This window comes from Streptococcus sp. NPS 308, from assembly GCF_002355895.1.
In the GTDB taxonomy this organism is placed as follows: domain Bacteria; phylum Bacillota; class Bacilli; order Lactobacillales; family Streptococcaceae; genus Streptococcus.
The window spans coordinates 226,283-245,717 of sequence record NZ_AP017652.1 but is presented as its reverse complement, the minus strand read 5'-3'; the positions used below and the strand labels follow the sequence as shown (position 1 = coordinate 245,717).

Sequence of the window (19,435 nt, the reverse complement as noted above, 5' to 3'; positions counted from 1 at the left end):
TCAAAATAAGAAGAACTCCCTTGACAAGCATTATCTATCACTACTTTAAGAAATTACTTGAAAAAAAGAAGCTAGGATTCCCCTAACCTCTTTTCTCTATACTTTATTCTGCCAAGGCACCCATTGGATCCCATGGTGCTAACACGATTGGTTCTGCTTCATAAGCAGCTTGTTCTTCTGCTGTCAGCAATTCCTTACGGACAACGATTTGGTAGGTGTATTCATCCATCCAAGCGTCTGAGGCGACGAAGTAACCATCTGTACCGACCTTGTCTCCCCATGAGTTTTCAACCTTCCACTTGATTGATTCACCATTTTCGTCCAAGTCCACACCCGTCAAGACCATGGCGTGGGTCATCAAGCTTTCGCTATAATCCAAACGTCCAGCTTTGTCTTGAGTGAGTTGAATATCCATGCTTGATTCAAAGTCATAAACATCAGTCGCAAGGATTCCAGCTTTGCGGTTGCTGAGTTGGCCGACATCTGAACCAAACCAAACAGTTTCTCCTGTTTGCATTTGGGCAATCGCCAATTCTTTCAAACGCTCCATAGGAACGTTAATATAACGAACCGCACGGCTACCGACGACATTTCCCAACATCTCAACTGTATATGATTTACCGTATGGCTTGTCAGCGGTTGGAGCGTTGATAACAGAAACATAATCTTCTAGAGGAAGATTGACATATTTCTTGTAAAACTCTTGTGGAGTAATCCCCTTTTCACTTTGGTAGTTATCATCCTTGTCGCGATAAGCAAAGTCAAATTTACGCGGTGGAAGACCTAGTGACATAGCAAGGAAGTTAAAGATTTCTTGCAAGAGGTCTTCTTTCTTAGCTTGAACAGTCACTTGGTCTGCACCAGAAGCGAGCAAGTCACGCAAGATTTGGGCATCTTGACGGAGCAATTTATTGAGGATGGCATTGAGCTCACGGCTATTGCTAGATGAGATAGACTCAGGGTAAACTGACTTAGGAACGACACCATATTTCTCAAAGAGGGACACTACCATATCCCACTGTCCACCGTCTTGTTGTGGTGTTTGGAGTAGGAAGCTAACCTTGCGGCTAGTTAAGTCTTGGTCTGCAGTCGCAATGACTTGCTCCAAGAACCAGTTTGATTTCTCATACTTGTCCCAGAAGAAGGTGTGGGCTTGTGACAGTTCAAAGTTTTCGAGCTTGTATTGAGAGATGAGTTTGTGACGGAAGGTATTAAGGGCTGCAAACATCCAGCAACGACCAGATGCTTTCTGGTTGGTCACCTTGTCCTTGGTCAAATCCAATGAGAAAACAGGGGTGTTGTCAACATGGCTTTGGCGACGTTCTAGGGCTGCAAAAATTCCGTTATGGCTTGCAGCATTTTCAATAGCTTGGTATTTTACATTTGCTTTATAGTTAGCAAATAATTTATCTGTAAATGATTCTTGAATCGCGTTCATAGATTCCTCCTTTTATTCTACTGTCTATTATAACTCTTTTCACAAAGGAAGCAACTGAAAAATGAAAAAAGCAAGTCAAATAAACTCACCTTTTTACTAAAGTAAATTGACTTAAGCAACACTAGCAAAGAGAACTTCTAACTCCTCCTGGGTCAAGCGACGCCACTCACCCCTTTTCAAGTTCTCATCCAAAACTAGAGTCCCCATCGTCAAACGTTGCAGGTTCACGACTTCCTTACCACAGTAAGCTACCATGCGTTTGACCTGGTGGAATTTGCCTTCAGCAATGGTCACGCGAACTAGACTTTGATTCTTTTCTGGATCCACCGACACAATCTCCAGCTTAGCTGGCTGGCAGCTGAAATCCTTGAGCGGAATGCCCTTGGCAAATGTATCCACATCTTCTTGGGTCATAATCCCCTTGACTTGAGCCAAGTAAGTTTTATCCACATGACGTTTGGGTGAAAGCAACGCATGGGCCAGCTGACCATCATTGGTCAAGAGCAAAAGACCATGGGTATCAATATCCAAGCGCCCCACTGGAAAGACTTCCTTGGCGCGAGCATAGTCATCTAACAAGTCTAAAACCGTTCTATGCTTGTTATCCTCAGTCGCTGAAATGACTCCTTGGGGCTTGTTCATCATGTAGTAGACAAACTCCTCGTACTCTAGCACTTGACCATCAAAACGAATTTGGTCTCTTTCTTCGTCAATCTGCAGTTTAGCTGATTTTTCTTTCTTGCCATTGACCGTCACGCGTCCAGCCTTGAGCAAGTTTTTGACCTCTGTCCGACTTCCCACAGCGCAGGCAACTAAAAATTTATCTAATCTCATAGAACTATTATATCATACTCAAAAGGAGGCTGGCCCAAGTGACCAACCTCCTTTTTTCTAATTTTTCAAGAAACTAACTTCCTCGTCTCCAGAAAATCGCTAAGACAATCATAGCTCCTAAAATAGCTGGGACAATGGCCGTTCCTGCTATAATTGGACCCCAAGTTCCAAAGAGCAGGTGCCCCAGAAAGGCACCAATCCAGCCGAGAAACATTTTCCCAAAGCATCCCATGCTTTCTCCGCGATTGGTTAAAGCACCTGCCAAGAGTCCCACTAGGAGACCAACAAACATACTTCCAAGCATAGCTTCTCCTTAAATTGCCCAGTCTCCATTACGGAAGAGGGGTACGCGTGTTCCATCCTCACGGATACCATCGATATCCATTTGATTAGAGCCAATCATAAAGTCCACGTGAACATCTGAACGGTTAAGTCCAGCAGCTTCAAGCTCTTCTTCACTCATCTCTGCACCACCAACAACGCTAGTTGCATATGCTGCACCGATAGCCAAGTGGTTTGACGCATTTTCATCGAAAAGGGTATTAAAGAAGGTAATGCCTGACTGAGAAATTGGACTTGGATCTGGTACCAGGGCACATTCACCCAAGGCACGCGCGCCCGCATTTTCAAAGACAAGGTCTTTCATGACCTGATCACCCTTCTCAGCAGTGATGTCAACGATTTGTCCGTCTTTAAAGGTTACTTTAATCCCTTCGATGATATTTCCGTTATAGCTAAGTGGTTTTGTAGAGGTTACATACCCATCTGCACGACGGAAGTCAGGCGCGGTAAAGACCTCTTCTGTTGGCATATTTGGCAAAAAACCTTCCCCTTGAGCATTAATAGCTCCTGCTGATTCCCAAACGTGGTTCTTAGGCAAACCAAGTGTCAAATCTGTCCCTGGCGCTGTGTAGTGAAGGGCTGAGAATTGTTCTTTATTGAGCATTTGAGCCTTGCTCTTAAGGATAGCAGCGTGTTCTTCCCAAGCCTTAACAGGATCTTCTTCGTAGACACGGCAAGTTTTGAAGATTTGGTCCCAAAGGAGATCGACTGCTTCTTCGTCGCTTGCTGCATTTGGGAAGACTTTCTTAGCCCACTCAAGCCCAGCAGCGGCAGCCACTGTCCAGCTAACCTTGTTGGACTGAGTTGCGATACGCATTGGTTTCATGGCAAGCCCCATAGCTTTGGCAGAAGCTGAAAGCTTATCCGCATCCACTCCGTTCAGGGCACCTGGATCAGAAGAACGGACACCAAGACGGCTAGCCTTGTTCTCCAAGAGATAGTTCATCTCAGCAATCTTGTACTCTGGCACATTGTCCAAACGCTCCATTGGCGCGTGGAGGAATTTCTCACGGTTGATGACATCATCTGTCCACTGAACGATGACCTCATGCGCACCCAAGGCATAAGCTTCTTTGACGATTAAGTGAGCCAACTCACGTTGCTCCACATCGATAGAGAGGGCCAAAGTATGGCCAGGTTGCACGTTGATTCCGTTCGCAACCAACAATTTCGCGTATTTTTCTAGATTTTCTTTAAAATTTGGTAAAACCATTTTATTTTTCCTTTTCTATTGTTATTTCTCTTTAAACAGGGACAACAGGCTAACCGCTGCCACAGTGCCGCAAATCAAAGCGGTCATTTTCAAAATCGTATCAGGGTCAAGATCCAGCTGGTAATCAAATACCTTCTGCGCTGGCTTATCCTGAGCGGAAATGGTAAGTTTCATAAAAATCTCTTTCTATATTTTAGAAAAACTCATCAAATAAACTCAACTGGTTATCCTCTGGCATATTGCCGAGAATACCCATTTCATCCATCTTTTCAACCAAGGTAGATGACAGTCCGCCACGCTTGCGGAGTTCTGTCTTAGAAAGGAATTCGCCCTCTTCACGCGCTCGTACCAACTGCTTAGCAACGTTCTCTCCCAGACCATCCATAGCGACAAATGGTGGAATCAGTGTATCTCCGTCGATGAGGAATTCGGTCGCATCACTACGGTATAGATCTAGCTTGCCAAATTTGAAACCACGTTCCCACATCTCATTGACGATTTCAAGAGTTGTATAGAGGTCAATTTCTACATTGGAGGCTTCGTTGTTCTTCCGTTTTTCAGCGATTTCTGCCATTCTGCGCTTGATAGCATCTAAACCTGCCCCCATGGTCTTGATATCAAAAGCCTTGGCGCGGATAGAGAAGTAAGCGCAGTAATAATAAATGGGATGATGAACCTTGAAGTAGGCCACACGCAAAGCCATCATAACGTAGGCTGCCGCATGGGCTTTAGGGAACATATACTTGATTTTTCCACAAGATTCGATATACCACTCTGGCACCTTATTGGCCTTCATGGCTTCGATATAGCCATTTCGCTCCTCTTCGGAAATCTTCAACCACAAGCCCTTACGTACGCGCTCCATGATGGTAAAGGCCATCTTAGGCTCTAGACCCGCATGCATGAGGTAAACCATAATGTCGTCCCGACAACCGATAACAGTTGATAGGTCCGCAATTCCTTGCTTGATCAAATCCTGAGCATTTCCCAACCACACATCGGTACCATGGGACAGACCAGACAGCTGAAGCAACTCCGCAAAAGTCGTTGGATGCGTCTCATCTACCATCCCACGTACAAAGTTGGTTCCAAATTCTGGAATCCCCAGCATACCCGTCGGCGTTCCGATTTGCTCCGGCGTCACACCTAGCACATCCGTACCAGAAAAGAGGGCCATCACGCCTTCATCATCCATAGGAATTTCATTAGGGTCCATCCCAGACAAGTCCTGCAATTTCCGAATCATAGTTGGATCATCATGACCTAGCACATCAAGTTTGAGGACGTTCTCATCGATATCGTGGAAGTTAAAGTGCGTGGTCTGCCATTCAGCCGTCACGTCATCTGCCGGATACTGGACAGGCGTAAAATCGTAGACGTCCATGTAGTTAGGAATAACAACGATCCCCCCCGGGTGTTGTCCTGTTGTCCGCTTAACACCAGCAGCGCCTTGAGCGAGGCGTTCCACCTCCGCATCACGATAAAACTTCCCATAGTCCCGCTCATAGCCCTTGACAAAGCCATAGGCAGTCTTGGCAGCCACCGTACCAACCGTTCCTGCACGGAAGGCATATTCTTCACCAAAGATATCACGCACATCCAAGTGGGCGCTAGGCTGGTCTTCTCCCGAGAAGTTCAAGTCAATATCGGGAACCTTGTCCCCATCAAAACCAAGGAAGGTCTCGAACGGAATATCCTGTCCATTTTTGCTGAGTTTGTGACCACAGTTTGGACAGTCCTTATTGGGCATATCAAAACCTGAACCGTAAGAACCATCGGTGATAAACTCACTGTACTGACACTGACCACAGACATAGTGAGGAGAGAGAGGATTAACCTCCGTAATCCCAATCATGGTCGCGACGAAACTAGATCCGACAGATCCACGAGACCCAACCAAGTAGCCCCGTTCATTGGAACGTTGCACCAGCATCTGGGAAGCCAGATAAATCACGGCAAAGCCATTCCCCAGAATAGAAGTCAATTCTTTTTCAATCCGCAAATCAACGATATCTGGCAGCGGATTTCCATAAATCTCAAAGGCCTTATTATAAGTTAACTCAGCGACCGTTTCTTCAGCCTTGTCAATGAAAGGAGTGTACAAGTCACCCTTAACCACCTCAACAGGTTCAAAAATTTCTGCTAAGGCATTGGTATTTTCAATAACCAATTTCCGAGCTAGTTCCTCTCCCAAGAAGGCAAATTCATCCAACATCTCATTAGTCGTTCGAAAATGAGCCTTTGGAAGTGGTGCTGATTGGGCATGTTCACCGTGACCGATGGTTCGGTTAATCATCGCCCCCTGACCTAAACTACGGACGATAATTTCACGGTAAATCTCTTCTTCCGGTTCGATATAGTGGACATTTCCCGTAGCTAGAACAGGCTTGCCAAGACGGTCTCCAACCTCTATCAAACTCTTGATAATGGTCTGAAGTTCCTCCATATCCTTGACTTGCTCCTTGGCAATCAAAGGAGCATAGATGGCAGGTGGCATGACCTCAATAAAGTCATAATACTTGGCCACCTCAACCGCTGCATCCACACCTTGGGAAACAACTGCATCAAAAACTTCACCTTCTGAACAGGCTGAACCTAAAATCAAACCTTCCCGGTGGGCATCTAGAACTGTTCTCGGAATCCGTGGAACTCCTTCAAAATACTTGGTATTGGACAAAGAAACCAGCTTAAAGATATTCTTCAGCCCCACCTGATTCTTGACATAAATCGTCGCATGCTTGATTCGAGCTTTTTTATAAGAATCTGGACTGATTAGATCAATATTTAACCTAGCCAAATCCGTCACACCATGTTTGTCTGCTACCTCTTTGATAAAGATGAAAAGCAGGCGACCAGTAGCTTCCGCATCGTAGTTGGCCATGTGGTGGTGTTCCAGAGCCACACCAAAACGCTTAGTCAAAGGGCCCAAACCATGACGTTTATACTCAGGGTAGAGGTTTCTAGCAAACTCTAGCGTGTCGATTACTGGCTGGCTAATCTTAGGCAAACCATGACGCTCATAATTAGCATTCATAAAGCCAACGTCAAAGGTGGCATTGTGGGCGACTAGGACCGTATCCTTGCAGAATTCTTGGAATTCTAGTAAAACTTGTTCCAGTTGTTTGGCATTTTTAACATGGTCATCTGTAATCCCAGTCAACTCAGTAGTAAAAGCTGACAAGGGATGGCCAGGATTGATAAATTCATCAAATTCAGCGATGATATTGCCCTTGTACATCTTAGATGCCGCAACCTGAATCAAATCATTATAGATGGCTGAAAGACCTGTCGTTTCCACGTCAAAGACCACGTAGGTTGCTTCAGATAGATTCATCTCAACCTCATTGTAGACAATAGGAACACGATCCTCCACAATATTAGCTTCCATTCCATAGATTAGCTGGATTCCCGCTTTCTTGGCTGCCTTATAGCCATGTGGGAAGGACTGGACATTGCCATGGTCCGTAATTGCTACCGCCTTATGACCCCATTTTGCAGCTGTCGCAACGATTTCTTCGACCTCAGGCAGAGCATCCATAGTCGACATATTTGTATGAGCATGAAACTCAACCCGACGCTCACCTTCTGGCATCAAATCCTTCCGCTCATAGTGAACAACTTCCTGCACATCCTGCACGTTCATGGTTAAATCTCTTGTAAAGTTATTCATCTCTACATTTCCACGAACACGGAGCCAAGAATTCTTTTTGATGAGGTCAAATTTCTGAGCCTCTTCTTCATTCTTGACCCATTTTTGCATTGAGAAGCTCGAACTATAGTCCGTCATCTTAAAGTTAATCAAGACACGGCCTGTTCTGGTCACTTTATGCTCGACATCAAAAACTACCCCCTCAAAGACCAAACGATTTTCCTCAGTCGTCACATCAATCATCTGGGTAACTTCTGCCTTGTCTAACTTTGGCTTGGCCGAAGCCTTTTTAGCCTGAAAATCAAAGGCTGGTTTCTCTTCTACTGGTGGAGGAGCCATTTGTTCCAGTTGCTCCATAGCCCGCAGAGCTTCTTCGTTGGCAGCCTGAACAATCTGTTCATTCTCCACATGAAAGGCTTCCTCCTGCTCTTGTGTAAGGGCATCGTTCTTTTCTATTTGGCATACAAAGGATGGGAAACCAAATCTTTCAAGTTGTTTCGCTAGATTAGGAAGATGATTCTTCTTAAAGTGTTCCTTATCAATCGCCTCGGAACCTTCAATAATGAGCTGATTTCCCTCCGCACGAACTTGCAAATTCTGATAAAGAGATTTAAATCCTTGGCTGGCACACGGACCTTCAGAAAAAGCCTCCTTGTAGTAGGCCTGTAAGAGTTGATTAGAAAATTCTTGAGACAGAGCCTTGATTTCAAAAACAGCTTGATTTCCTGTCTTAGAAAATTCTTCACTCAACCCCTTCTTTAACCCCAGAAAGATTTCAATAGGCAAAATTTTAGAAAATACAAAATGAAATTCCCAAACCCTACTAATTTTATGAATCACGACACGCTCAATGCTTGCATCAATAAGAGCAGGATCCTGTTTTAGTTGTTCAGAGATTCCTAATTGATTCATTAAAATTTCAAACTTACTTGACATTCATTTCCCTCACATTATTCTCTTACTATTTTACCATAATTAAAGAAAATATATAGTCACTACCATTCCTTAAGTACTGCCAGTTTTCATAAAATGATTCCCACAAACAAAAAAGAAGATTCTCAGAATCCCCTTGATAAACAAAAAAAGATACCCTAAAGTATCCTCGTGATTGATCGGGAAGACAGGATTCGAACCTGCGACACCTTGGTCCCAAACCAAGTACTCTACCAAGCTGAGCTACTTCCCGAGTTAAATAGAAAAAATGCACCCTAGAGGAGTCGAACCTCTAACCGCCTGATTCGTAGTCAGGTACTCTATCCAGTTGAGCTAAGGGTGCCCATCAATATATGCCGAGGACCGGAATCGAACCGGTACGATCGTTACCAATCGCAGGATTTTAAGTCCTGTGCGTCTGCCAGTTCCGCCACCCCGGCCTCTCTAAGCGAACGACGGGATTCGAACCCGCGACCCCCACCTTGGCAAGGTGGTGTTCTACCACTGAACTACGTTCGCATCGACCTCTTATATAAAAAAATGCCGGCTACATGACTTGAACACGCGACCCTCTGATTACAAATCAGATGCTCTACCAACTGAGCTAAGCCGGCTGATTTCTATTATGCGGGTTAAGGGACTTGAACCCCCACGCCGTTAAGCGCCAGATCCTAAATCTGGTGCGTCTGCCAATTCCGCCAAACCCGCAAAGATGACCCGTACTGGGCTCGAACCAGTGACCCATTGATTAAAAGTCAATTGCTCTACCAACTGAGCTAACGAGTCTAAAATAACTTCCGTTATCTTAAACGGTCCCGACGGGAATCGAACCCGCGATCTTCGCCGTGACAGGGCGACGTGATAACCGCTACACTACGGGACCTATGGGAGTTAACGGGATCGAACCGCTGACCCTCTGCTTGTAAGGCAGATGCTCTCCCAGCTGAGCTAAACTCCCAAAGAGCTAAGCGACTTCCATATCTCACAGGGGGCAACCCCCAACTACTTCCGGCGTTCTAGGGCTTAACTGCTGTGTTCGGCATGGGTACAGGTGTATCTCCTAGGCTATCGTCACTTAACTCTGAGTAATACCTACTCAAAATTGAATATCTATCAAATCACAAGTAAACCTCGCGCTTCGTATCCTCAGTTACTTTGGATAAGTCCTCGAGCTATTAGTATTAGTCCGCTACATGTGTCGCCACACTTCCACTTCTAACCTATCTACCTGATCATCTCTCAGGGCTCTTACTGATATAAAATCATGGGAAATCTCATCTTGAGGTAGGTTTCACACTTAGATGCTTTCAGCGTTTATCCCGTCCCTACATAGCTACCCAGCGATGCCTTTGGCAAGACAACTGGTACACCAGCGGTAAGTCCACTCTGGTCCTCTCGTACTAGGAGCAGATCCTCTCAAATTTCCTACGCCCGCGACGGATAGGGACCGAACTGTCTCACGACGTTCTGAACCCAGCTCGCGTGCCGCTTTAATGGGCGAACAGCCCAACCCTTGGGACCGACTACAGCCCCAGGATGCGACGAGCCGACATCGAGGTGCCAAACCTCCCCGTCGATGTGAACTCTTGGGGGAGATAAGCCTGTTATCCCCAGGGTAGCTTTTATCCGTTGAGCGATGGCCCTTCCATACGGAACCACCGGATCACTAAGCCCGACTTTCGTCCCTGCTCGAGTTGTAGCTCTCGCAGTCAAGCTCCCTTATACCTTTACACTCTGCGAATGATTTCCAACCATTCTGAGGGAACCTTTGGGCGCCTCCGTTACCTTTTAGGAGGCGACCGCCCCAGTCAAACTGCCCGTCAGACACTGTCTCCGATAGGGATAACCTATCCGGGTTAGAGTGGCCATAACACAAGGGTAGTATCCCAACATCGTCTCCTTCGAAACTGGCGTCCCGATCTCGTAGACTCCTACCTATCCTGTACATGTGGTACAGACACTCAATATCAAACTGCAGTAAAGCTCCATGGGGTCTTTCCGTCCTGTCGCGGGTAACCTGCATCTTCACAGGTACTAAAATTTCACCGAGTCTCTCGTTGAGACAGTGCCCAAATCATTACGCCTTTCGTGCGGGTCGGAACTTACCCGACAAGGAATTTCGCTACCTTAGGACCGTTATAGTTACGGCCGCCGTTTACTGGGGCTTCAATTCATACCTTCGGATTACTCCTAAGCACTCCTCTTAACCTTCCAGCACCGGGCAGGCGTCACCCCCTATACATCATCTTACGATTTAGCAGAGAGCTGTGTTTTTGATAAACAGTTGCTTGGGCCTATTCACTGCGGCTGACATAAAGTCAGCACCCCTTCTCCCGAAGTTACGGGGTCATTTTGCCGAGTTCCTTAACGAGAGTTCTCTCGCTCACCTGAGGCTACTCGCCTCGACTACCTGTGTCGGTTTGCGGTACGGGTAGAGTATGTTTAAACGCTAGAAGCTTTTCTTGGCAGTGTGACGTCACTAACTTCGCTACTAAACTTCGCTCCCCATCACAGCTCAATGTTACAGATATAAGCATTTGACTCATATCACACCTCACTGCTTAGACAGACACTTCCATTCGTCTGCTTTAGTTAGCCTACTGCGTCCCTCCATCACTACATACTCTAGTACAGGAATATCAACCTGTTGTCCATCGGATACACCTTTCGGTCTCTCCTTAGGTCCCGACTAACCCAGGGCGGACGAGCCTTCCCCTGGAAACCTTAGTCTTACGGTGGACAGGATTCTCACCTGTCTTTCGCTACTCATACCGGCATTCTCACTTCTATGCGTTCCAGCACTCCTCACGGTATACCTTCATCACACATAGAACGCTCTCCTACCATACCTATAAAGGTATCCACAGCTTCGGTAAATTGTTTTAGCCCCGGTACATTTTCGGCGCAGGGTCACTCGACTAGTGAGCTATTACGCACTCTTTGAATGAATAGCTGCTTCTAAGCTAACATCCTAGTTGTCTGTGCAACCCCACATCCTTTTCCACTTAACAATTATTTTGGGACCTTAGCTGGTGGTCTGGGCTGTTTCCCTTTCGACTACGGATCTTAGCACTCGCAGTCTGACTGCCGACCATAATTCTTTGGCATTCGGAGTTTATCTGAGATTGGTAATCCGGGATGGACCCCTCACCCAAACAGTGCTCTACCTCCAAGAATCTTTATGTCGACGCTAGCCCTAAAGCTATTTCGGAGAGAACCAGCTATCTCCAAGTTCGTTTGGAATTTCTCCGCTACCCACAAGTCATCCAAGCACTTTTCAACGTGCCCTGGTTCGGTCCTCCAGTGCGTCTTACCGCACCTTCAACCTGCTCATGGGTAGGTCACATGGTTTCGGGTCTACGACATGATACTAATGCGCCCTATTCAGACTCGGTTTCCCTGCGGCTCCGTCTCTTCAACTTAACCTCGCATCATATCGTAACTCGCCGGTTCATTCTACAAAAGGCACGCTCTCACCCATTAACGGGCTCGAACTTGTTGTAGGCACACGGTTTCAGGTTCTATTTCACTCCCCTCCCGGGGTGCTTTTCACCTTTCCCTCACGGTACTGGTTCACTATCGGTCACTAGGGAGTATTTAGGGTTGGGAGATGGTCCTCCCAGATTCCGACGGGATTTCACGTGTCCCGCCGTACTCAGGATACTGCTAGGTACAAAGACTATTTTAAATACGAGGCTATTACTCTCTTTGGCTGATCTTCCCAAATCATTCTTCTATAATCTTTGAGTCCACATCGCAGTCCTACAACCCCGAAGAGTAAACTCTTCGGTTTGCCCTCCTGCCGTTTCGCTCGCCGCTACTAAGGCAATCGCTTTTGCTTTCTCTTCCTGCAGCTACTTAGATGTTTCAGTTCACTGCGTCTTCCTCCTCATATCCTTAACAGATATGGGTAACAGGTAGTACCTGTTGGGTTCCCCCATTCGGAAATCCCTGGATCATCGCTTACTTACAGCTACCCAAGGCATATCGTCGTTTGTCACGTCCTTCTTCGGCTCCTAGTGCCAAGGCATCCACCGTGCGCCCTTATTAACTTAACCTTATTTTTTGACCTTTCAGTCATAAACTCTTATTAATACTACAGCGTTTTCGGTTTATTTTCTTGTTACTATTTGATATAGATATTCAATTTTCAATGTGCATTACTTGGTGATCTCTCACCAATGGAGCCTAGCGGGATCGAACCGCTGACCTCCTGCGTGCAAAGCAGGCGCTCTCCCAGCTGAGCTAAGGCCCCACAAGACCTCTCAAGACTAAACAAGACCAATGTGCAGTTCCTTATCCTTAGAAAGGAGGTGATCCAGCCGCACCTTCCGATACGGCTACCTTGTTACGACTTCACCCCAATCATCTATCCCACCTTAGGCGGCTGGCTCCTAAAAGGTTACCTCACCGACTTCGGGTGTTACAAACTCTCGTGGTGTGACGGGCGGTGTGTACAAGGCCCGGGAACGTATTCACCGCGGCGTGCTGATCCGCGATTACTAGCGATTCCGACTTCATGTAGGCGAGTTGCAGCCTACAATCCGAACTGAGACTGGCTTTAAGAGATTAGCTTGCCGTCACCGGCTTGCGACTCGTTGTACCAGCCATTGTAGCACGTGTGTAGCCCAGGTCATAAGGGGCATGATGATTTGACGTCATCCCCACCTTCCTCCGGTTTATTACCGGCAGTCTCGCTAGAGTGCCCAACTGAATGATGGCAACTAACAATAGGGGTTGCGCTCGTTGCGGGACTTAACCCAACATCTCACGACACGAGCTGACGACAACCATGCACCACCTGTCACCTCTGTCCCGAAGGAAAACTCTATCTCTAGAGCGGTCAGAGGGATGTCAAGACCTGGTAAGGTTCTTCGCGTTGCTTCGAATTAAACCACATGCTCCACCGCTTGTGCGGGCCCCCGTCAATTCCTTTGAGTTTCAACCTTGCGGTCGTACTCCCCAGGCGGAGTGCTTAATGCGTTAGCTGCGGCACTAAACCCCGGAAAGGGTCTAACACCTAGCACTCATCGTTTACGGCGTGGACTACCAGGGTATCTAATCCTGTTTGCTCCCCACGCTTTCGAGCCTCAGCGTCAGTTACAAGCCAGAGAGCCGCTTTCGCCACCGGTGTTCCTCCATATATCTACGCATTTCACCGCTACACATGGAATTCCACTCTCCCCTCTTGCACTCAAGTTAAACAGTTTCCAAAGCGTACTATGGTTAAGCCACAGCCTTTAACTTCAGACTTATCTAACCGCCTGCGCTCGCTTTACGCCCAATAAATCCGGACAACGCTCGGGACCTACGTATTACCGCGGCTGCTGGCACGTAGTTAGCCGTCCCTTTCTGGTAAGATACCGTCACAGTGTGAACTTTCCACTCTCACACTCGTTCTTCTCTTACAACAGAGCTTTACGATCCGAAAACCTTCTTCACTCACGCGGCGTTGCTCGGTCAGACTTCCGTCCATTGCCGAAGATTCCCTACTGCTGCCTCCCGTAGGAGTCTGGGCCGTGTCTCAGTCCCAGTGTGGCCGATCACCCTCTCAGGTCGGCTATGTATCGTTGCCTTGGTGAGCCGTTACCCCACCAACTAGCTAATACAACGCAGGTCCATCTGGTAGTGATGCAATTGCACCTTTTAATTGACTATCATGCAATAATCAATTTTATGCGGTATTAGCTATCGTTTCCAATAGTTATCCCCCGCTACCAGGCAGGTTACCTACGCGTTACTCACCCGTTCGCAACTCATCCAGAGAAGCAAGCTCCTCCTTCAGCGTTCTACTTGCATGTATTAGGCACGCCGCCAGCGTTCGTCCTGAGCCAGGATCAAACTCTCATTAAAAGTTTGAGTTCTCACTCATTTCTGTCACTGACAGATTTATTGTTTTTTTCATTGTTCAGTACTATAACTTCAGTTATAGTGCCCTGCACATTGGTTCGTCTTGTTCAGTTTTCAAAGGTCTTTGTCTCTCACTTCTCTCATGAGCGACAACTATATTAGTATATCACAGCTAGCTCTCTCTGTCAACAAGTTTTTTAAACTTTTTTCCAAGTTTTTTCTAACCACAATATACCCATAGTCCGTACGGGATTCGAACCCGTGTTACCGCCGTGAAAAGGCGGTGTCTTAACCCCTTGACCAACGGACCTGAGCTTTTCGACTCTTTCTATTATACCTACTTTTCTCCCTTTGTCAAGAACTTTTTTCAAACCTATACAAATTCTTGGAAGACGATAGAAAGCTCCCTCAGTAGGGCCTTGCGTCCTCTGAAGATTTCTCCTCCCATGAGACGGTCCACCAACTCTTGTTTTTCCTTACTCTGCTCGGATTTGTATGTCTTCAGAAGTTCGTGAAAGAGATAATAATCATCCAGTCTCAGCCCTTTTTCTCCTAAGCGGTGACTAATCTCGCTTACCTCCTCATAGGGTTCTTTATCGAAACGACGCTTGTGACTTTCCTGTTTACGGATGTAATCTAGGATACGATTTCTAAACTTGGTTTTGAAATATACATATAGTTGGTGACGTTCACCCGCTAGTAACTCTGGATGGTGACTGACCAACTCATACAGGCACATCATACCTTCCTGGTCCCAGTCCTCTTTCTCCCACAGATGGAGGTGATAATCTTTCCGACACTTATGGACAATCCCTTTGCTTTCTTCGTACAATTCTTTTAGATTCATAGATCTCTCCTTTCTGCCTTTAGTCTAGCAGAATGCGAGAGCCTATGGGGCTCTTTCCTCTATTCTATACTTCTTCCGCCCTCAACGGCACATAAAAAGAGAGGCATAGCCTCTCGGGGGTTATAATTCTGCAATTTGGTTGAGATTCACTTCTGCAATCGTATCATTACCAAACATAGAAATCATCATCTTCACTTTGTTGTTATCAATTTCAGTAATTTTACCTGTGCAGTCTGCAAAAGCACCATCAATGATGCGGACGGTTTGACCAACTTCAACGTCAATGTCGAACTCCTGAACAGTTTGTCCCATTGAAACCAGAATATCACGGATTTCTTGTTCCAATAGTGGAGTTGGTTTTGATCTGTTCCCGTGTGACCCGACGAATCCTGTTACGTTAGGTGTGTTTCGAACAACGAACCATGCTTCATCTGTCATGACCATTTCTACAAGGACATAACCCGGAAAGCGATTCTCTTCAATTTCTTTTTTCTTTCCATTTTTCTCAACTTGCACAGTTTGTGTTGGAATCTCAACGCGTAGAATATTATCCAACATGTTATAAGTTTGCGCACGTTGCAATAGATTTTCTTTTACCTTATTTTCATAGCCAGAATAAGTTTGTAGAACAAACCATCCCTTGTCAAAACTATCCATGATATTTCCTTTCATAATAGAAGAAAGCTAGCAGAAGTTCTCCGCTTTTCTTCTAAAAAATGTTAATAAATCGAATCAAACCTGAAACAATCAACTGGTCAAAAATGTAAATGATGACCACAAAGAAGGCTGTATATTCCATAATAGAGCGAAAATCTCTCCAGCTTTCTTTGCGAGTTGGCCAAGTTGTTTCTTTAAGAAGTTTAAAAATATCCTTAATAAAACCCATCGTTCTCTCCTATCTCGTTTCTCTATGTGTTGTATATTTTCCACAATGTTTACAAAATTTATTTACTTCTAGTCGTGTTGGCTTGGGGTTCCCACTAATTTTGATTGAGTAATTTCTTGAACCGCAAACTGCACATGCTAGGCTTGCTTTTTTTAGTGCCATAACGCCTCCATCTTATCTATTATAACAAGAAACCTAGGCTTTGACAAGCCTCTTAGCGAAATAGATTGAGGATTGAGTCCCATATTGTCTGAGCTTTTTCTTTTATCTTGGCTTCTGAAATTGCCCGGCCTGCTTCATCTACAAGATTTTGAGCACGACTACGAATATCTCCTAGCGGATCTTCCGTCTGATTTGTTTCATTTTCAACGACTTGCTGCTTCGTATTTTCTGGTTCAATCCCATTTTGTTTATAAGCATTCTCAACTGTAAAAGTGCTACCTGGAGTGTAGGGCAAAATGGTATTAGCCATACTTCTAAAGACATGGGCTGCTCCATTTGAGGTTGAACCTGCTAGATAATGGTTCTCATCTGTCGTTGGGAAGCCAAGCCAGTGGCTAATTATCACATCTGGAGTATAACCAATCACCCACTGGTCACTGGTATATTCCGGATCGAAAACAGCCTCAGTAGTACCTGTCTTCCCTGCCATGACATAATCTGCTGGCGATGAACTAATCCCTGTCCCATTAGTAAATGTTCCTAGCATCATACTAGTCATTTTATCGGCTACCGACTTATCAATCACTCGTTTTTGAGAGTTCTTATGACTCTTAATGACCTGACCGCTGGCATTTTCGATACGAGTGATAAAATGCGCCTCGGGCATCAGACCTTCGTTAGCAAAGGCTGCATAGGCTTGTGCCATTTGGAGAGGATTTGTCTCTACTCCTCCACCTAGGGCAACTCCGAGAACGCGGTCAACTTTCTCCATATTCAGACCAAATCTCGTTCCAGCTTCAAAAGCCTTATTGATCCCCAAATCATTTACAGTCGCAACCGCTGGTAGGTTGAGTGATTCTGCCAAGGCTTGATACATAGGTACTTCAGGAGAAGTCTTAATGCCAGCATAGTTGTCTACTTGATAACTGTCATACTGCATGGTGTGGTTGTCCAGTTGCTTGTTCAGAGCCCATCCAGATTCCACGGCTGGAGTGTAAACGACCAAAGGCTTAATCGTCGAACCTGGACTGCGTTTAGACTGAGTTGCATAGTTAAAATTACGGAAGCCTGATTTGTCATCACCAGCTACGCGACCAACAACTCCACGCACTCCACCCGTTTTAGGCTCTAGAGCAACACTACCTGATTCGGCATGCGTTCCGTCTTCTGCCGTTGGAAATAGCGCAGTGTTTTCGTAAATAACCTGCATGTTTGCTTGATAGTTTTGGTCAAGTTCTGTATAGATTCGATAACCGTTGTTGACAATCTCTTCTTCTGTTAGATTGTACTTAGAGACTGCCTCGTTGACAACCGCGTCAAAATAGGATGGATAACGATAATCAGAAATCTTACCTTCATACTTATCTTGGAGTTGAGAAGCCATATCTACTCCAGCTGCTTCCGTTTCTTGATTTTTATCAATATAGCCTGCTGCAACCATATTTTGTAGCACCGTATCCCTGCGGTTAGTTGAATCTTCAATGGAATTCAAAGGATTATACAACTCTGGCCCCTTGAGCATCCCAGCTAGAGTTGCCGCTTGATCAAGGGTTAATTCTGCAGCCGATACACCGAAATATTTCTTACTCGCATCCTCTACACCCCAGACACCATTCCCAAAGTAGGCGTTATTGAGGTACATAGTAAGGATTTGCTCCTTGCTGTATTTCTTTGTCAACTCTAAAGCTAGGAAAAACTCCTTGGCCTTCCGTTCAACGGTTTGGTCCTGAGACAGATAGGCATTTTTCGCCAACTGTTGGGTGATGGTAGAACCGCCTCCAGAACGACCTGCTGTTACAATAGCTAGGAAGAAACGACCATAGTTAATCCCGTCATTTTTATAGAAGGAACGGTCCTCTGTCGCGACGACAGCATTCTGCAAGTCTTTACTTATATCCGTCAACTCAACATAAGTTCCCTTTTGACCGGATAGGGCGCCAGCCTCTTTTTCTTCGCGGTCAAAAATCAGAGTTCTTGTTTTCAAGGCACTCTGCAAGTCATTAACATTAGTAGACTTGGCTATAGCAAACAGATAGGTGCCCACCAACAATCCTGTACTCAATCCGATGATAAGCACAATTTTTGTTAAATGATAGCGACGCCAAAATTTCCGAATCGGACCTACATGGCCTAATTTTTTTCTATCGCTCCGTGAACGACGCATACTAGTAGAATCAGACTCTGCTGATTCACTCGTTTCTTTTTTAAAAAGAGAAAGGAACTTCTCAAATAATTTATCTAATTTCATGCGTTTATTTTATCATCTTCACCATAGGAACTCAAGAATTTAGCTACTCCCTATCCAAATAGGGCTTTTTTTGTTACAATATCTGTATGCAATTCATATTTACACTACCCGAATCCTTGCCTCAAATGACGGTCAAGCAATTCCTAGAGGAACAACTCCTCATTCCCAGAAAGATCCGTCATTTTTTGAGAATAAAGAAGAACATCTTAATTAACCACGAAGAAGTTCACTGGAACGAGATGGTCAAGTCAGGGGATATTTGCCAATTGACTTTTGACGAGGAAGATTATCCCCCAAAGGAAATTCTTTGGGGCAAGCCAGACCTCGTTCAAGAAATTTATCAAGATCAACATCTCATTGTTGTCAACAAACCCGAAGGCATGAAAACACACGGCAATCAACCAGATGAAATCGCCCTTCTCAACCACGTCTCTGCCTACGTTGGTCAAACTTGCTATATTGTTCATCGTCTGGATATGGAAACAAGCGGCCTAGTGCTTTTTGCAAAAAATCCTTTTATCCTTCCCATTCTTAATCGTTTGTTGGAGAAAAAGGAAATCGCTCGTGAGTACTGGGCACTCGTAGAGGGGCAAGTAGGGAGTAAAAAACTTATCTTCCGAGATAAAATTGGTCGCGATCGACATGATCGCAGAAAACGAGTGGTAGATTCCAAAAATGGGCAATATGCTGAAACACAGTTAAGTCGATTAAAACAATTTCCAAATAAGACTTCTCTTGTTCGTTGCAAACTAAAGACCGGTCGAACGCATCAGATTCGTGTTCACCTCTCTCACCATAAACACCCTATCCTAGGCGACCCTCTCTATAATAGTCAATCAAAGACAAGCCGGCTCATGCTCCATGCCTTCCGACTATCCCTTACCCATCCACTCACCTTAGAAAAGTTGAGCTTCACTGCCCTTTCTGATACATTTGAGAGAGAATTAAAAAAGAATGGATGACCGCTAAATCATCCATTTTGTTTTATCTAAAAATAGAAAAAGCAAGACCTATTAGTCTTGCTTTTATCAAC

General features: G+C 45.3%; 12 protein-coding genes, 11 tRNA genes and 3 rRNA genes. 1 reads left to right on the top strand and 25 read right to left on the bottom strand.

Annotated features, from left to right (window positions below):
• Positions 1–103: 103 nt before the first annotated feature.
• The 25 genes from pepC to pbp2a all read right to left on the bottom strand — a co-directional run bounded on the left by pepC (position 104) and on the right by pbp2a (position 18,402).
• A complete protein-coding gene (gene pepC, locus SNAG_RS01420) occupies positions 104–1,438 on the bottom strand; it encodes an aminopeptidase C (RefSeq protein WP_096405955.1) in 1,335 nt (444 codons plus the stop codon).
• Between the two features lie 111 nt (positions 1,439–1,549).
• On the bottom strand, positions 1,550–2,272 hold the full coding sequence (locus SNAG_RS01410; RefSeq protein ID WP_096405954.1) for a pseudouridine synthase: 723 nt from the start codon (positions 2,270–2,272) through the stop codon (positions 1,550–1,552).
• 73 nt (positions 2,273–2,345) lie between these two features.
• Positions 2,346–2,576 (bottom strand): GlsB/YeaQ/YmgE family stress response membrane protein, encoded by a 231-nt coding sequence (locus SNAG_RS01405; protein ID WP_096405952.1) that lies wholly within the window; start codon positions 2,574–2,576, stop codon positions 2,346–2,348.
• A gap of 9 nt (positions 2,577–2,585) precedes the next feature.
• Entirely contained in the window at positions 2,586–3,827 is a 1,242-nt protein-coding gene (locus SNAG_RS01400; protein WP_096405950.1) for an aminopeptidase, read from the bottom strand.
• A 21-nt stretch (positions 3,828–3,848) separates the two neighbouring features.
• A complete protein-coding gene (locus SNAG_RS09805) occupies positions 3,849–4,001 on the bottom strand; it encodes a hypothetical protein (protein WP_000778898.1) in 153 nt (50 codons plus the stop codon).
• A 19-nt stretch (positions 4,002–4,020) separates the two neighbouring features.
• Positions 4,021–8,412: a PolC-type DNA polymerase III gene (locus SNAG_RS01395; RefSeq protein ID WP_096405949.1), complete on the bottom strand. Its 4,392-nt coding sequence runs from the start codon at positions 8,410–8,412 to the stop codon at positions 4,021–4,023.
• Between the two features lie 176 nt (positions 8,413–8,588).
• Positions 8,589–8,662: transfer RNA gene (locus SNAG_RS01390), tRNA-Pro, on the bottom strand.
• Between the two features lie 16 nt (positions 8,663–8,678).
• Positions 8,679–8,752 (bottom strand) — tRNA-Arg (locus SNAG_RS01385).
• A gap of 11 nt (positions 8,753–8,763) precedes the next feature.
• Positions 8,764–8,849: transfer RNA gene (locus tag SNAG_RS01380), tRNA-Leu, on the bottom strand.
• A 7-nt stretch (positions 8,850–8,856) separates the two neighbouring features.
• A tRNA-Gly gene (locus SNAG_RS01375) sits at positions 8,857–8,928 on the bottom strand.
• A gap of 22 nt (positions 8,929–8,950) precedes the next feature.
• Positions 8,951–9,023: transfer RNA gene (locus SNAG_RS01370), tRNA-Thr, on the bottom strand.
• Positions 9,024–9,035: 12 nt separating this feature from the next.
• Positions 9,036–9,117: transfer RNA gene (locus tag SNAG_RS01365), tRNA-Leu, on the bottom strand.
• A gap of 5 nt (positions 9,118–9,122) precedes the next feature.
• Positions 9,123–9,195: transfer RNA gene (locus SNAG_RS01360), tRNA-Lys, on the bottom strand.
• A gap of 24 nt (positions 9,196–9,219) precedes the next feature.
• Positions 9,220–9,292: transfer RNA gene (locus SNAG_RS01355), tRNA-Asp, on the bottom strand.
• 2 nt (positions 9,293–9,294) lie between these two features.
• Positions 9,295–9,367: transfer RNA gene (locus SNAG_RS01350), tRNA-Val, on the bottom strand.
• A gap of 5 nt (positions 9,368–9,372) precedes the next feature.
• Positions 9,373–9,488 (bottom strand): 5S ribosomal RNA (gene rrf, locus SNAG_RS01345).
• Positions 9,489–9,564: 76 nt separating this feature from the next.
• A 23S ribosomal RNA gene (locus SNAG_RS01340) occupies positions 9,565–12,467 on the bottom strand.
• A 124-nt stretch (positions 12,468–12,591) separates the two neighbouring features.
• Positions 12,592–12,664 (bottom strand) — tRNA-Ala (locus SNAG_RS01335).
• Positions 12,665–12,715: 51 nt separating this feature from the next.
• Positions 12,716–14,262: ribosomal RNA gene (locus tag SNAG_RS01330) — 16S ribosomal RNA — on the bottom strand.
• The 16S, 23S and 5S rRNA genes sit together here with 11 tRNA genes alongside, the layout of an rRNA operon.
• Positions 14,263–14,497: 235 nt before the next feature.
• Positions 14,498–14,569, bottom strand: a tRNA-Glu gene (locus tag SNAG_RS01325).
• Between the two features lie 63 nt (positions 14,570–14,632).
• Positions 14,633–15,106, bottom strand: a complete 474-nt coding sequence (locus tag SNAG_RS01320; protein ID WP_096405947.1) for a transcriptional regulator — start codon at positions 15,104–15,106, stop codon at positions 14,633–14,635.
• A 120-nt stretch (positions 15,107–15,226) separates the two neighbouring features.
• Positions 15,227–15,763 (bottom strand): transcription termination/antitermination protein NusG, encoded by a 537-nt coding sequence (nusG, locus tag SNAG_RS01315; RefSeq protein ID WP_096405946.1) that lies wholly within the window; start codon positions 15,761–15,763, stop codon positions 15,227–15,229.
• A 52-nt stretch (positions 15,764–15,815) separates the two neighbouring features.
• Positions 15,816–15,992: a preprotein translocase subunit SecE gene (gene secE / locus SNAG_RS01310; RefSeq protein WP_000505776.1), complete on the bottom strand. Its 177-nt coding sequence runs from the start codon at positions 15,990–15,992 to the stop codon at positions 15,816–15,818.
• Between the two features lie 9 nt (positions 15,993–16,001).
• A complete protein-coding gene (rpmG, locus tag SNAG_RS01305; RefSeq protein ID WP_001809375.1) occupies positions 16,002–16,154 on the bottom strand; it encodes a 50S ribosomal protein L33 in 153 nt (50 codons plus the stop codon).
• A 52-nt stretch (positions 16,155–16,206) separates the two neighbouring features.
• The gene (pbp2a, locus tag SNAG_RS01300) at positions 16,207–18,402 is read right to left on the bottom strand and encodes a penicillin-binding protein PBP2A (RefSeq protein WP_096405944.1); all 2,196 of its coding nucleotides are present in this window, start codon (positions 18,400–18,402) and stop codon (positions 16,207–16,209) included.
• Between the two features lie 86 nt (positions 18,403–18,488).
• Between pbp2a and SNAG_RS01295 the strand changes: the two genes are divergently transcribed.
• Positions 18,489–19,364, top strand: coding sequence for an RluA family pseudouridine synthase (locus tag SNAG_RS01295; RefSeq protein ID WP_096405943.1), 876 nt, complete (start codon positions 18,489–18,491; stop codon positions 19,362–19,364).
• The last annotated feature ends 71 nt before the right edge of the window (positions 19,365–19,435 follow it).

Excerpts from the sequence above, each read along its gene's own strand:
- pepC (WP_096405955.1), bottom strand. The coding sequence starts at position 1,438 with ATGAACGCGATTCAAGAATCATTTACAGATAAATTATTTGCTAACTAT.
- SNAG_RS01410 (WP_096405954.1), bottom strand. The coding sequence starts at position 2,272 with ATGAGATTAGATAAATTTTTAGTTGCCTGCGCTGTGGGAAGTCGGACA.
- SNAG_RS01405 (WP_096405952.1), bottom strand. The coding sequence starts at position 2,576 with ATGCTTGGAAGTATGTTTGTTGGTCTCCTAGTGGGACTCTTGGCAGGT.
- SNAG_RS01400 (WP_096405950.1), bottom strand. The coding sequence starts at position 3,827 with ATGGTTTTACCAAATTTTAAAGAAAATCTAGAAAAATACGCGAAATTG.
- SNAG_RS09805 (WP_000778898.1), bottom strand. The coding sequence starts at position 4,001 with ATGAAACTTACCATTTCCGCTCAGGATAAGCCAGCGCAGAAGGTATTT.
- SNAG_RS01395 (WP_096405949.1), bottom strand. The coding sequence starts at position 8,412 with ATGTCAAGTAAGTTTGAAATTTTAATGAATCAATTAGGAATCTCTGAA.
- SNAG_RS01320 (WP_096405947.1), bottom strand. The coding sequence starts at position 15,106 with ATGAATCTAAAAGAATTGTACGAAGAAAGCAAAGGGATTGTCCATAAG.
- nusG (WP_096405946.1), bottom strand. The coding sequence starts at position 15,763 with ATGGATAGTTTTGACAAGGGATGGTTTGTTCTACAAACTTATTCTGGC.
- secE (WP_000505776.1), bottom strand. The coding sequence starts at position 15,992 with ATGGGTTTTATTAAGGATATTTTTAAACTTCTTAAAGAAACAACTTGG.
- rpmG (WP_001809375.1), bottom strand. The coding sequence starts at position 16,154 with ATGGCACTAAAAAAAGCAAGCCTAGCATGTGCAGTTTGCGGTTCAAGA.
- pbp2a (WP_096405944.1), bottom strand. The coding sequence starts at position 18,402 with ATGAAATTAGATAAATTATTTGAGAAGTTCCTTTCTCTTTTTAAAAAA.
- SNAG_RS01295 (WP_096405943.1), top strand. The coding sequence starts at position 18,489 with ATGCAATTCATATTTACACTACCCGAATCCTTGCCTCAAATGACGGTC.